A 13,750-nucleotide genomic window follows, 5' to 3' on the forward strand; every position below is an offset into this window, starting at 1 on the left:
GTGCGACCGAGTGCGACAGAGAAGACAGCCGTGGAACGAGGAGAAGAGCTGTGAGCACCGAGAACGAGGGCACTTCGGTACCCCCGGCCCCGTCTGCACCTCCTGTGCCGGTGGACGCTCCCGCTTCCGCGCCGGGCGAGGCCCCCGAAGGGCAGGCGCCGTCCGCAGGCACCCCGGGCGCGGGGGGCACTCCACCCGCGGGGGGCGCGCCCTTCGGGCACGGCGCCCCGCAGCCGCCGCGGCCGGAGGGCGCGCCGACCGCGCAGCTCCCGCCGGTGCCGCCGGGGCACCCCGTTGCCTCCTCCGCCCCCGAGTCCGGCTGGCCGCCGCCTCCGCCGACCACTCCGGCGTACGCGGGCGGCGGCGGTGCGGGCGACCCCTGGGGTGCCCCCTACGAGAGCCCCGCCCCGAAGCCGAAGAACAGGCGGGGCGGTCTGGTCGCCGCGATCCTCGTCGCCGCGCTGGTCGCGGGTGGTGTCGGTGGCGGCATCGGTTACCAGCTGGCCAAGGACGACGACTCCAGCGGCTCCACGACGGTCTCCGCGGCCACCAGCGGCGGCGATGTGAGGCACGACAACGGCACGGTCGCCGCCGTGGCCGCCAGGGCGCTGCCGAGCACGGTCACCATCGAGGCCGAGTCCACAGGCGGCCAGGGCGGCACCGGCACGGGCTTCGTCTTCGACAAGCAGGGCCACATCATCACCAACAACCACGTGGTGGCCGACGCGGTCGACGGCGGCAAGCTCACGGCGACGTTCCCGAGCGGCAAGAAGTACGACGCCGAGATCATCGGTCACGCGCAGGGCTACGACGTTGCCGTCATCAAGCTCAAGAACGCGCCGTCGGACCTCAAGCCGCTCGCCCTCGGCGATTCGGACAAGGTGGAGGTCGGCGATCCGGCGATCGCCATCGGCGCGCCCTTCGGCCTGTCGAACACGGTGACCTCGGGCATCATCAGCGCCAAGCACCGTCCGGTGGCCTCCAGCGACGGCAGCTCCGGCAGCAAGGCGTCCTACATGAGCGCCCTGCAGACGGACGCCTCGATCAACCCCGGGAACTCCGGCGGCCCCCTGCTGGACGCCCAGGGCGCGGTCATCGGCATCAACTCCGCGATCCAGTCGACGAACAACAGCGGGTTCGGCAGCAGCGGCCAGTCCGGTTCGATCGGCCTGGGCTTCGCGATCCCGATCGACCAGGCGAAGTACGTCGCCCAGCAGCTGATCGCCACGGGCAAGCCGGTCTACGCGAAGATCGGCGCCTCGGTCTCGCTGGACGACTCCTCCGGCGGCGCGAAGATCACCGACCAGGGCACGGGCGGGTCCGCCCCGGTCGAGTCCGGCGGCCCCGCGGACAAGGCGGGCCTCAAGCCGGGCGATGTGATCACCAAGCTGGACGACAGGGTGATCGACAGCGGCCCGACCCTGATCGGCGAGATCTGGACCCACAAGCCGGGCGACAAGGTGACGATCACCTACCAGCGCGGCGGCAGGACCCACACGGCGGAAGTGACCCTGGGCTCCCGAGTCGGCGACAACTGAGCCGCACGGTGAGCCAGGTGGCACGGACGAGCACCGCCCGGGACCGGTAGGCTGGTCCCGCCCCGGCCCAGGCGGACCGGGGCCGAGGTGGGTTGCCCGAGCGGCCTAAGGGAACGGTCTTGAAAACCGTCGTGGCGCAAGCCACCGTGGGTTCAAATCCCACACCCACCGCGCAGATTGACGGCCCCTGACCAGGTAGATCGGTCAGGGGCCGTCGTGTTGTGCGCTGTCCGTGAGTGCCGTGCCATGCCGAGATCGTGCCCGGCGCGGCTGGTGTCGGTCAGGCAGGAGGCCGCGCAGCTGAGCCTCCGGCACTCGCACAGGGCAGATGACGATCTTAGAACGAAGTGTGTGCGAGTGGTGTGGAAATCGATCATTCGATGGTAAGAACAGCCACTTGGTCTTTACTTTTTGCGCCGCGCCTGTGACCGCTCCGGGTGCGAACACCAGAGGAGGTCCCGGTTTGGCCGGGTTTTTCGCGCCCGCACGCCGTGGCCGCCACCGCGACCGGCGACGCAGATGGCTGTCCGCCATCGCCGCCGTGGCCGGTGCGGCACTGCTCGGTACGACGATCGATCTGGCAGTACAGTCGGCCCAGGCCGACCAGACCACCCAGGGCGTCGACAACCTGCGCACCAACTGGGACCGGAACGAAGCCGGGCTCTCCCCGGCGGTTGTCCAGTCGTCCGCCTTCGGCCGGCTCTTCGCCACCAAGTTGGACGGGCAGATATACGCCCAGCCGCTGGTGCTGGGCGACCAGGTGATAGCGGTCACCGAGAGCAACACCGTCTATGGCCTCGACCGCACCACCGGTGCGATCAAGTGGAGCAAGAACTACGGACCGGCGTGGCCGGCCTCCGCGATCGGCTGCGGTGACCTGGTGCCCAATGTGGGGGCGACCGCGACACCCGTCTACGATCCCGCCACCAACGCCCTCTACTTCACCACCAAGGTCGACGACGGAACCTCCACGCACCGCCACCCCAAGTGGCTGATGCACGCTGTGGACCCGGCCTCCGGGACCGAGCTCCCGGGGTGGCCGGTCACCATCAGCGGGAGCCCCGTCAATGACCCGAGCGCCGGCTTCGACGCCTACTACGAGCAGCAGCGCCCCGGCCTGCTGCTGATGGACGGCGTCGTCTACGCGGGCTTCGGGGGTCACTGCGACGCGTGGCCGTACCGCGGCTACGTGGTCGGCGTGAGCACCACCGAACACACCATCACCTCGATGTGGGCCACGGCGACCGGTGCCGGCACGGGCGGCGCCGGCATCTGGCAGTCCGGCGGCGGCCTGGTCTCCGACGGTTCCGGCCGGATCTTCTTCAGCACCGGAAACGGCATCAGCCCGGCCCCCGGTCCGGGCAAGACCGTGCAGGGAACCCTGGCCGAGTCCGTCGTCCGCCTCCAGGTCAACGCGGACAACAGCCTCAGCACGGCCGACTTCTTCAGCCCGAGCGACGCCCCCACCCTGGACCTGAACGACCAGGACATCTCCTCGGGCGCACCGATGGCACTGCCGGACGGCTTCGGCACCAGCGAGCACCCGCACCTGCTGGTCCAGCAGGGCAAGGACGGCCGCGTGTTCCTGCTCGACCGCGACAACCTCGGCGGCATGGGCCAGGGGGGCTCTGGCGGCGACGCCGCGGTGAGCGTGTCCGGCCCCTACCAGGGAATGTGGGGGCACCCCGCGTTCTGGGGCGGCGACGGCGGCTATGTCTATGTCGTCGGCAACTACGGCCCGCTGCGCGCACTCAAGTACGGCGTACGCAACGGCGGCACGCCCGCGCTCACCCTCACCGGCCAGAGCCAGGACACCTTCGGCTACACCAGCGGCTCTCCCCTCGTCACATCCCACGGCACGGACGATTCCAGTGCCCTCGTGTGGATGGTCTCCGCGAGCAACGCCTCCGGCGCCGACGGCACCCTGCGTGCCTACAGCCCCACCCCCGACGGCAACGGCCTGCTGCAGCTGATGTGGTCCGCACCGATCGGCACGGCGACGAAGTTCAGCACTCCCACCGCCGGCGACGGCAAGGTCTACGTCGGCACCCGGGACGGTGTGCTCTACGGTTTCGGCAGCCCGGCCAGGACCGCCCTGACCGCCGCCTCTCTCGACTTCGGCCAGGTCGGCCTGGGCACCAGCAGCTCCGCCGCCATGAAGCTGACGGCCACGCAGGACGTCAGCATCACCGGGCTCAGGGCCTCCGGCGCGTTCTCGGTCGACCCGTCCGCCGTGCCCACGGCCGAGCAGCCCACGGCGCTGGCGTCGGATGCCACACTGGATGTACCGATCAGCTTCACTCCCACGACCACCGGCGGCGTCAACGGCACGCTGACCGCGAACCTGTCGGACGGCCAGAAGCTGGTCTTCGCACTCCACGGCGTCGGCACCAGGCCCGGTCTGGGGGCGGCGCCGGGAGCCGTGGACTTCGGGGAAGTGCCCACCGGCAGCACCTCGACGCTGAACCTGCAGATCACCAACACCGGTACCGAAGCGGAGACGATCGACTCGATCGACTCGCCCACCGGCTCGTTCACCGCCTCGGGACTGCCGAACGCGGGCACGGTCGTGCCGGCCGGTGGTTCGTTCGTGCTCTCGGTCACCTACACACCGGTCGGCGGCCAGGACGACAGCGACGCCCTCGTGGTCAGCAGCAGCAGCGGTGGCGAGGCGCACACTCTGAGCGTTCCGGTCAACGGAACGGCCATCACGGGACAGGGGCACCTGGAGTTCTCCACCAGCTCGCTCGACTTCGGCTCGGTCCCGATCGGCAGCTCCAAGTCGCTCTCCTTCACCCTCACCAACACCGGCAACATCCCGGTGACCGTGACCAAGGCCAAGGCGCCGACGGGTGACTTCAACAGCCCCATGCAGCTGTCCGAGGGACTGGTCATCGGTCCGGAACAGACCGCCGTGCAGAGCGTGACGTTCACTCCGCGTTCGGCCGCGGACCTGAGCGCCTCCTACGAGGTCACCGGAACCGGGGTCGACGCGAACGGCAGCGCCCAGGGCGCCATGTACGTGTCGGTCAAGGGCAGCGGCACCGGCACCGCCACGACCACGTCGGCCAAGGACGGTCTGTGGCAGGCCAACGGCTCGGCGGTGGCTGCCGACGACGGCAGCGTCCAGCTGACCCCGGCCACCGGCAACCAGGCGGGCACGGCGGTGTACACCAAGCCGCTCCGGACCGACGGCCTGCGGGCCACCTTCACCGCGAAGTTCGGTCCTGGCAGCGGCGGAAACGGCATGACGCTCTCGCTCCTCGACCCCGCCCGGAACTCCGCCTCGGCACTGGGCGCGGCCGGCGGCGGCCTCGGTATCGCGGGGCGGCCGGGTGCGGTGATCGCGTTCGGCACCGGCTGGAACAACACGCTCCAGACCCAGAACTTCGCGGCCGTGGGCTCCAGTTCGGTCGGCTCCTCGGCGATCGACTACCAGTCGGTGGCCAAACTCGGCACCTCCCTGCGCCAGGGCACGCACCAGGTGGACGTCCAGGTGGACGCCGACCATGTGTACGTCTGGATCGACGGGACGCAGGTACTGGACGCGACACCGACGCTGACGTCCAGCGCACTCGTCGCCTTCTCCGGCGCCACGGGAGACGGCGCCGACACGCAGACGGTGAGCGGTCTGGTCGTCAGCGAGGCGGCGCCCCCCGCTCCGCAGCTCAAGGCGGCGACCTCGCTCAACCTCACGGCCCCGAGCACGGGTGTCCCGGGCCGGCCGCTGACCGTCGGCGGCACGCTGACGTCGACCGCGGCCCTTGCCCCGGGGCAGCTCGTACACCTCACGCGGAACGGAGCGGCACTGCGCGATGTGACGACGGCGGCGGACGGCTCCTTCACGTTCAGCGACACTCCGCCGGCGGACGGCACGTACACCTACGCCGCAAGCTACGCGGGGGACGAGACCCACGAGACGGCGAGCGCCGCGGGCCTCGTCCAGGTCTCCAAGCTGACCACCTCGGTCACTCTTACGGCTCCGGCCACCGCCATCCGCACGCGCACGCTGACCGTGTCCGGCAAGCTCTCCGGCTCGCCGTTCGCCGCCGGTCAGGTCCTCAAGGTGACGAAGACCGACCCCGCCCACCCGTCCGGTGTCGCACTCGCCGACGCCAAGGTCGCCGCGGACGGTTCGTTCAGGTTCGCGGACACGCCGCAGACCGGCGGCGCCAACGCCTACAAGGTGGCCTACAGCGGCGACGTCTCACACACGGCGGGCAGCCGCACCGTCACCGTCCTGGTGTCCCGGGCCGCCACGTCCCTGACCATCGCCACCGACCACTCGGCGTACAACTACGGCCAGTACGCGAAGGTCACCGCCCACCTGGGTACGACCTACAACCTGCGTACGGTGGCGATCTACGCCCAGCCGTACGGCGGCAAGGCGGTCCTGGTGAAGTCGGGCACCGTGGACTCCCACGGCAATGTGACGGCGTCCTACAAACTCGCCCACAACACCACGTTCAGCGCGGTGTTCGCCGGCGACTACCAGTACTCCCCGAGGACCGTCGCCGGAAGCGTGTACGCCTATGTGGCGATCTCGGAGAAACTGTCCGGTTACTACACGAGCACGTACAACGGCAGCACCCTTTACCGCGTGTACCACCAAACCGCCAAGGAGCAACTCGCCGTCACCGTCACACCCGGCAAGGCGGGTCAGTGCGTCGTCTACCGCGTGCAGCGGTACTACAGCGGCGCCTGGCACACGCAGAGCACCACACCCTGCTCCTCCCTCGGTTCCACCAGCACCGGGCGCCAGCAGATGTCCCTCAGCAAGGCCGTGAACAGCAGGTTCCGTGTGGCTGCGGAGTATGTCCACAGCGGCAAGGACAACACCAACCTCACCACCTGGGGCGCCTGGCAGTACTTCACCGTCACGCAGTGAGCAGCGACCCGGACCCAGCTGGAAGCCCCGGCCTCGCACAGTGCGAGGCCGGGGCTTCCCCTTGTCGCGGGGCGTGCGGCGATCGGGGTGCACCTTTGACCACCACCTCGAACGGTCTCAGGGCCGCTGCGCGGTCATCCGTGCCGCCGACGCCAGAGTCGAACGGGCCTCGCGCGGGGTGAGACCCGTGCGGATCGCCGCGTCGAGGAGGGCGGGGGCCAGGTCGGGGCCGAAGCCGTTCTCGTAAGCCCGGCAGGCGGCCCAGAACAGGCGGGTGTTGCGCTGGCCCTCGTGCGCCGCGAGGACGAACTGGACCAGGCCCTGGCCGTGCCGGCCCGCCGACGGGGGAGTCGCGTGGCGCGGGCGCGGTGGGGGCGTGAGCAGGCGCAGCAGGGCGGGCGGGCAGGGTGCGGGCGGCAGCCGGGCGGTGCCCCGTGCCGTGCTGTACACGCCGTGGTCGGTGCGCGAGCCGGGGCCGACCAGGTAACCGCCGGCGCCCCGGACGTCGATACCGGGGGCGAGGCGGCTCGCCGAGTTCGGTACGACGACGTCCGGCGGGCCGCTCAGCCACAGGTGGCGGCCGCCGCTCGGGGTGAGCACGACCACCGTCGCAGGGATCGTGAACAGGTGGCGCAGGGCGAGTTCGCGCAGGGCCGCTGAGGAGTCGGTGCCCGACTTGGTGTCGAGGTCGATGCCGATCAGGTGGTGGGGGTGCAGACCACAGGCGATGCCGTAGCCGGTGGCCCAGGGCGCGGCCGCGAACAGCTCGCGGATGCGGCGGGGGTCGGTGGTGGCGTCGTACACCCCGTGTCCGAAACGGCCGCATGCGCCGTGGCAGACGGGTGCCGTCGGGTCGGGCTCGTCGCGGTGCGGGGAACGCAGGGCCGGCAGTTTCGTACGGGACAGCGGGATCACCGCCAGCCCGCGCTCCGCGGCGGACAGGGCGTGGGCCAGGGCCAGGGTGGTGGCCTGCCGGTCGGTGGTGGCCATGCACCCCATTTTCGTACGTGTGTTCGAAAATGGGAAGGGGGCGTGGTGGTTCTCCTGGGGGCGGCCTGGCGGCTTCCAGGGGCGGTGAGCCGGCGGACGGTTTCTCCGGGGCGGTCAGCTCTGGTGCGCCTGCCAGAAGGCGCGCAGCGCGGTGGCGAGTGCCCCGGGTGCCTCCTCGGCCATGTGGTGCCCGCTGTCGATCGGGCCGCCTTCCAGCACGTCGCCCGCCCAGTCGCGCCAGACGTCGAGCACGTCGCCATAGAGGTCGGCCATGTCGTCGCGGATGGCCCAGAGCACCTGCAGAGGGCAGGCGACGCGTCGGCCGGCCCGTCGGTCGGCGTCGTCGTGCTCCCGGTCGACGCCGAGGCCGGCCCGGTAGTCCTCGCACATGGCGTGCACGGTGGCCGGATCGTGGATGGCGCGGTGGTAGTCCTCGTACGCCTCGGCGCCCATCTGCTCGCGGGTGGCCCGGTACCAGGCGTCGGGGTCCGCGTTGATGACCCGCTCGGCGGGCTTGTCGGTCTGTCCCAGGAAGAACCAGTGCCACCAACTGGCGGCGAACGCCGCGTCGCAGCGTCCCAGCGCCTCCCCGATGGGGACCGCGTCCAGCACGCTCAGCGCGGAGACCGCCTCCGGGTGGTCCAGGGCGAGGCGGGTGGCCACGTACGCGCCGCGGTCGTGGCCTACGACGGCGAAACGCTCGTGCCCGAGGCCGCGCATCACCGCCAGGCAGTCCCGGGCCATGGCGCGCTTGGAGTACGGACGGTGCTCCGGGTCGGTCGGGGGCTTGGCGGACCGGCCGTAGCCCCGCAGGTCCGGGCAGACCACGGTGTGACCGGTCGAGGCCAGCAGCGGAGCGACCCGATGCCAGGTCGCGTGGGTACGTGGATGGCCGTGCAGGAGCAGCACGGCCGGACCGCTGCCGCCGTGCCGCACCAGCAGCCTGGCCCCGTCCCCCTCGCGCCGCGTCAGTTCGAAACCGTCGAACATCCGACCCCCTCCGCTCCGTCCGTCGCGTCCCGGCTGCCCCGGAAGGCTCGCTTCACGCGATCGGTGCCCTGAACGGTTCGGTCGCATGAGGCGACGGTCTTGACAGCCCGCCGATATCTGACGGACAGTCAGAAAGTCTTGGACCCAGGTGCCACGAGATCCGGGAGGCCCGCAACGATGCGGCTCGAGGAGGACTTCGCCGCGCGGCTGAAGGCGTACGAGGGCCGGCCGGCCGTCGTCGCGGGCGTCGGCAAGGACCCGGTCAACGCGCCGATGATCCGGCACTGGTGCGAGGCGATGGGCGACACCAATCCCGCGTACACCGGCCCGGACGCCGTCGCACCGCCCACCATGCTCCAGGTGTGGACGATGAGCGGCCTCTCCGGCCACGCGGGGCGCACACAGGCGTACGACGAGCTGTTGGCCCTGCTCGACGAGGCGGGCTGCACCTCCGTCGTCGCCACCGACTGCGAACAGGAGTACCTGCGGCCGCTGCGCCCCGGTGACGAGGTCACGTACGACGCGGTCATCGAGTCGGTCTCGGGCCGAACGCGCACGAAGCTCGGCACGGGGTACTTCGTGACGACACGGATGGACGTGCGCGTGGACGGCGAACCGGTCGGGACGCATCGGTTCCGGATCCTCAGGTACGCGCCCGCCGGCAAGCCCGCCCGCACAGAGCCTCCTCGCACCAGGCCCGGGGCCAGACGGCCCCGCCCGGTGATCAACCGGGACAACGCCGGGTTCTGGGAGGGCGTCGCCCGGCACCGGCTGCTGATCCAGCGGTGCGGCGACTGCGGCACCCCCCGCTTCCCCTGGCTGCCGGGGTGCAACGCGTGCGGCTCACCGGAGTGGGACACGTTCGAGGCGAGCGGCGCGGGCACGGTCTACTCGTACGTCGTCCTGCACCATCCGCCCTTCCCGGCCTTCGACCCTCCCTACGCGGTCGGTCTGATCGAGCTGGCCGAGGGCGTCCGGATCGTCGGCAACGTCACCGGGGTGCCCCCTGACAAGGTGCGCATCGGCATGCCCGTGCGCCTGGCGTTCGAGCGATACGACGAAGAACTGGAGCTTCCGGTGTTCCGCGCCGACGACGGCCGTGGGGTGGAGCCATGAGGGGGCTGCGCGCGGGGACGGAGCTGCCGCCGCTGGAGATCGAGATCACCCGCACGCTGATCGTGGCCGGTGCGATCGCCTCCCGGGACTACCAGGACGTGCACCACGACGCCGAGCTGGCCCGGCAGAAGGGCTCCCCCGACATCTTAATGAACATCCTCACCACGAACGGGCTGGTCGGCCGGTACGTCACTGACCACTTCGGCCCGGCGGCCGTCCTGCGCAGGGTCGCCATCCGGCTCGGCGCGCCCAATCACCCGGGGGACACGATGGTGCTGACCGGCACGGTCGAGGAGGTCGACGGGGACACGGCCACGGTGGGGGTGGTCGGGGCCAACGGCATCGGCCGGCACGTCACCGGCACGGTCACGGTGACCGTCCCGGACGGGGATGCCGTATGAGCGCACGGACGAGGGACACCCTCGGTGGGCGGGCCGCCGTCGTCGGGATCGGGGCCACCGGGTTCTCCAAGGACTCCGGGCGCAGCGAGCTGCGGCTGGCCGTGGAGGCGGTGCGGGCCGCGCTGGACGACGCGGGACTCACGCCCGCGGACGTGGACGGCATGGTCACGTTCACGATGGACACGAGCCCCGAGATCACCGTCGCCCAGGCCGCCGGCATCGGGGAACTGTCCTTCTTCTCCCGGATCCACTACGGCGGCGGGGCGGCGTGCGCGACCGTCCAGCAGGCCGCGCTCGCGGTGGCGACCGGGGTGGCCGAGGTCGTGGTCTGCTACCGGGCGTTCAACGAGCGCTCCGGCCGCCGCTTCGGCTCCGGGGTGCAGCACCGCGAGCCGTCGGCGGAGGGGGTCGCGCTGGGCTGGTCGCTGCCGTTCGGGCTGCTCACCCCGGCGTCCTGGGTGGCGATGGCGGCCCAGCGGTACCTGTACGCCCACGGTCTGACACCGGAGGCGTTCGGCCATGTGGCCGTCGTCGACCGCGCGTACGCGGCGACGAACCCGGCGGCCCACTTCCACGGCCGTCCCATCACCCTCGCCGACCATGCGGCCTCACGCTGGATCGTGGAACCGCTGCGGCTGCTCGACTGCTGCCAGGAGACGGACGGCGGCCAGGCGCTGGTGGTCACCTCCCTGGAACGGGCACGCGATCTGCCCCACCCGCCCGCGGTGGTCACGGCCGCCGCCCAGGGCGCGGGGCGCGGCCAGGAGCAGATGACCAGCTTCTACCGGGACGACCTGACCGGCCTGCCGGAGATGGGCGTGGTGGCCCGCCAGCTGTGGCGGACGTCGGGAATGGGCCCCGCGGACATCGACGTGGGCATCCTGTACGACCACTTCACGCCGTTCGTGCTGATGCAGCTGGAGGAGTTCGGGTTCTGCGAGCGGGGTACGGCGGCGGATTTCGTCGCCGCGCGGGCGCTGCCGCTGAACACCCACGGAGGGCAGCTCGGGGAGGCGTACCTGCACGGCATGAACGGCATCGCGGAAGCCGTACGGCAACTGCGTGGCACCGCCGTCAACCAGATACCCGGCGCCGCCCGAACCCTGGTCACCGCGGGCACCGGCGTCCCCACCTCCGGTCTGATCCTGACGGCGGACCGATGAGCGGCGCGGGCCGCGCCGGCGTTCGCCCCGGTACCGTTGCCGTACGCGCGCGGCTCGCCTGTTCCGCCCGTAGTCGTCCCCCAGGGGCGAACCCTCAGGCGTAGGCGCCGGCTCGTCCACCTTCAGGAGGTGGGGGCAGCCCCCCGCCTACAACCTGAGGGGGAGGCGTCTTCGGGACCTGCGGCCGATCCGCCGCAAGGGGCGCGATCCTAGCGTGGAGCCATGACCACACCCGTCTGCACCAGCGCTTCGGACGCCGCCACGCCGGCGAGGCAGACCCTTCCGTTCCCTTCGTTCTCGTCGTACGTGAAGGCCCGTCAGCCGGTGCTGCTGCGCACCGCCAGGTCGCTCACCGCCAACGTCAGCGACGCGGAGGACCTGCTGCAGACCGCGTTGACCAAGACGTACGTCGCCTGGGACCGGATCGAGGACCACCGCGCGCTCGACGGGTACGTGCGCCGCGCGCTGCTGAACACGCGGACCTCCCAGTGGCGCAAGCGCAAGGTCGACGAGTTCGTGTGCGACGAGCTGCCCGAGCCGGAGGGTCTGCCGGCCGCCGATCCGGCCGAGGAGCAGGCGCTGCACGACGCCCTGTGGCGCGCGATCATGAAACTGCCCGCACGCCAGCGGGCGATGGTCGTCCTGCGCTACTACGAGGATCTGAGCGAGGCGCAGACGGCCGAGGTGCTCGGTGTATCCATCGGCACGGTGAAGTCGGCGGTGTCCCGCGCCCTGGGCAAGCTCCGCGAGGATCCCGAACTCGCACCGGTGCGCTGAGCGCCGGTGGCCGGTGGCCGGTGGCCCATCGCCGGTTGGGGGGCCGATCGCCGGTGGCGGGTGACCGATGCCTTGATCGATCATCCCGTGGCCTAGTGACATACCGCACGGTATGTGCGCAGAATCAGCGCGACCCCTACTGCCGCGTAGGCAATGACGCCCGGGAGGACTCCGTGCTGAGCACCATGCAGGACGTACCGCTGACCGTCACGCGCATCCTTGCGCATGGAGCGCTGGTGCACGGGACGTCCCGGATCACCACCTGGACCGGTGAGGGCGAGCCGCAGCGCCGCAGCTTCGCCGAGGCGGGCATCCGTGCTGTGCAGCTCGCAGCCGCTCTCCGCGACGACCTCGGCGTCCGGGGCGACGACCGGGTCGCGACCCTCATGTGGAACAACGCCGAGCATGTCGAGGCCTACTTCGCGATCCCCTCCATGGGCGCGGTCCTGCACACGCTCAACCTCCGCCTGCCCGCCGAGCAGCTGGTGTGGATCGCCAACCATGCCGCCGACCGCGTGATCATCGTCAACGGCTCGCTGCTCCCGCTGCTCGCGCCGCTGCTCCCGAAGCTGCCGACGGTCGAGCACGTCGTCGTCTCGGGCCCCGGTGACCGTTCCCTCCTCGAGGGCGCGCGCGCCCAGGTGCACGAGTACGAGGAGCTGATCGCGGGCAAGCCCACGACGTTCGACTGGCCCGAGATCGACGAACGCCAGGCCGCCGCCATGTGCTACACCTCCGGCACCACCGGCGACCCCAAGGGCGTCGTCTACTCCCACCGCTCGATCTACCTGCACTCCATGCAGGTCAACATGGCCCAGTCGATGGGCCTGACCGACCAGGACACCTCGCTCGTCGTGGTCCCGCAGTTCCACGTCAACGCCTGGGGCCTGCCGCACGCCACCTTCATGACCGGCGTCAACATGCTGATGCCGGACCGCTTCCTGCAACCCGCCCCCCTCGCCGAGATGATCGAGAAGGAGCGGCCCACGCACGCCGCCGCCGTCCCCACCATCTGGCAGGGCCTGCTCGCCGAGCTCAGCTCCCGGCCCCGCGACGTCGCCTCCCTCACCCAGGTCACCATCGGCGGCTCCGCCTGCCCGCCTTCCCTCATGGAGGCCTTCGACAAGCTCGGCATGCGGGTCTGCCACGCCTGGGGCATGACCGAGACGTCCCCGCTGGGCACGGTGGCCCGGCCGCCCGCCCACGCCGTCGGCACGGACGAGGAGTCCACCTACCGGCTCACCCAGGGCCGCTTCCCCGCCGGGGTCGAGGCCCGACTCACCGGCCCCGGCGGAGAGCGGCTTCCCTGGGACGGCGAGTCCGCGGGCGAACTGGAGGTGCGCGGCCCATGGATCGCGGGGGCCTATTACAACGGTCCGGACGCCCAGCCCCTGCGCCCCGCCGACAAGTTCAGCGAGGACGGCTGGCTCAAGACCGGTGATGTCGGCACCATCAGCCCCGAGGGCTTCCTCACCCTCACCGATCGCGCCAAGGACGTCATCAAGTCCGGCGGCGAGTGGATCTCGTCGGTGGACCTGGAGAACGCCCTGATGGCCCACCCGGACGTCGCCGAGGCCGCCGTCGTCGCGGTCCCGGACGAGAAATGGGGCGAACGGCCGCTGGCCACCGTGGTGCTGAAGGAGGGCGCCACGGCCGACTTCACAGTCCTCCGCTCCTTCCTCGCCGATGAGCGCGGGATCGCCAAGTGGCAGCTGCCCGAGCGCTGGACGATCATCGAGACGGTACCCAAGACGAGCGTCGGCAAGTTCGACAAGAAGGTACTGCGGCGGCGGTACGCGGAGGGCGAGCTGGACGTCACGCGGATCTGACGTCGGACGTACGGTGGCCGGGGCGCTGTTTCACGTGAAACAGCGCCCTGTGCCGACC

Annotated in this window: 9 protein-coding genes and 1 tRNA gene; 8 read left to right on the forward strand and 2 right to left on the reverse strand. The window is 71.2% G+C overall.

What is annotated here, in order from left to right; all coding sequences use genetic code 11:
- Positions 1 to 50: 50 nt before the first annotated feature.
- The 3 genes from ACZ7L1_RS08190 to ACZ7L1_RS08200 all read left to right on the forward strand — a co-directional run bounded on the left by ACZ7L1_RS08190 (position 51) and on the right by ACZ7L1_RS08200 (position 6,426).
- The gene (locus ACZ7L1_RS08190) at positions 51 to 1,538 is read left to right on the forward strand and encodes a S1C family serine protease (protein WP_471435249.1); all 1,488 of its coding nucleotides are present in this window, start codon (positions 51 to 53) and stop codon (positions 1,536 to 1,538) included.
- 86 nt (positions 1,539 to 1,624) lie between these two features.
- Positions 1,625 to 1,709: transfer RNA gene (locus tag ACZ7L1_RS08195), tRNA-Ser, on the forward strand.
- Between the two features lie 292 nt (positions 1,710 to 2,001).
- The gene (locus tag ACZ7L1_RS08200; RefSeq protein WP_471435251.1) at positions 2,002 to 6,426 is read left to right on the forward strand and encodes an Ig-like domain-containing protein; all 4,425 of its coding nucleotides are present in this window, start codon (positions 2,002 to 2,004) and stop codon (positions 6,424 to 6,426) included.
- Between the two features lie 117 nt (positions 6,427 to 6,543).
- Here the strand turns inward: ACZ7L1_RS08200 and ACZ7L1_RS08205 are convergent, their stop codons facing one another.
- Complete coding sequence (locus ACZ7L1_RS08205; protein ID WP_471435252.1) at positions 6,544 to 7,416, reverse strand: bifunctional DNA primase/polymerase; 873 nt, start codon at positions 7,414 to 7,416, stop codon at positions 6,544 to 6,546.
- A gap of 114 nt (positions 7,417 to 7,530) precedes the next feature.
- On the reverse strand, positions 7,531 to 8,406 hold the full coding sequence (locus ACZ7L1_RS08210; protein WP_471435254.1) for an alpha/beta fold hydrolase: 876 nt from the start codon (positions 8,404 to 8,406) through the stop codon (positions 7,531 to 7,533).
- A 177-nt stretch (positions 8,407 to 8,583) separates the two neighbouring features.
- Here ACZ7L1_RS08210 and ACZ7L1_RS08215 point away from each other — a divergent pair, with 177 nt between their 5' ends.
- From ACZ7L1_RS08215 to ACZ7L1_RS08235, 5 genes are all read left to right on the forward strand, one after another.
- Positions 8,584 to 9,522 carry a bifunctional MaoC family dehydratase N-terminal/OB-fold nucleic acid binding domain-containing protein gene (locus ACZ7L1_RS08215; protein WP_471435256.1) on the forward strand — a complete coding sequence of 313 codons (939 nt, stop codon included), beginning with the start codon at positions 8,584 to 8,586 and terminating at the stop codon, positions 9,520 to 9,522.
- Between the two features lie 5 nt (positions 9,523 to 9,527).
- Positions 9,528 to 9,923, forward strand: coding sequence for a MaoC/PaaZ C-terminal domain-containing protein (locus ACZ7L1_RS08220; protein WP_471435412.1), 396 nt, complete (start codon positions 9,528 to 9,530; stop codon positions 9,921 to 9,923).
- Positions 9,920 to 11,086, forward strand: a complete 1,167-nt coding sequence (locus ACZ7L1_RS08225) for a lipid-transfer protein (protein ID WP_471435258.1) — start codon at positions 9,920 to 9,922, stop codon at positions 11,084 to 11,086. The genes ACZ7L1_RS08220 and ACZ7L1_RS08225 overlap by 4 nt, the downstream gene beginning before the upstream one ends.
- 222 nt (positions 11,087 to 11,308) lie before the next feature.
- On the forward strand, positions 11,309 to 11,863 hold the full coding sequence (locus ACZ7L1_RS08230) for a SigE family RNA polymerase sigma factor (RefSeq protein ID WP_471435260.1): 555 nt from the start codon (positions 11,309 to 11,311) through the stop codon (positions 11,861 to 11,863).
- 173 nt (positions 11,864 to 12,036) lie between these two features.
- Positions 12,037 to 13,692, forward strand: coding sequence for a long-chain fatty acid--CoA ligase (locus tag ACZ7L1_RS08235; protein WP_471435262.1), 1,656 nt, complete (start codon positions 12,037 to 12,039; stop codon positions 13,690 to 13,692).
- Positions 13,693 to 13,750 lie beyond the last annotated feature (58 nt).

The sequence above is a fragment of the Streptomyces sp. NPDC107546 genome (genome assembly GCF_055639175.1).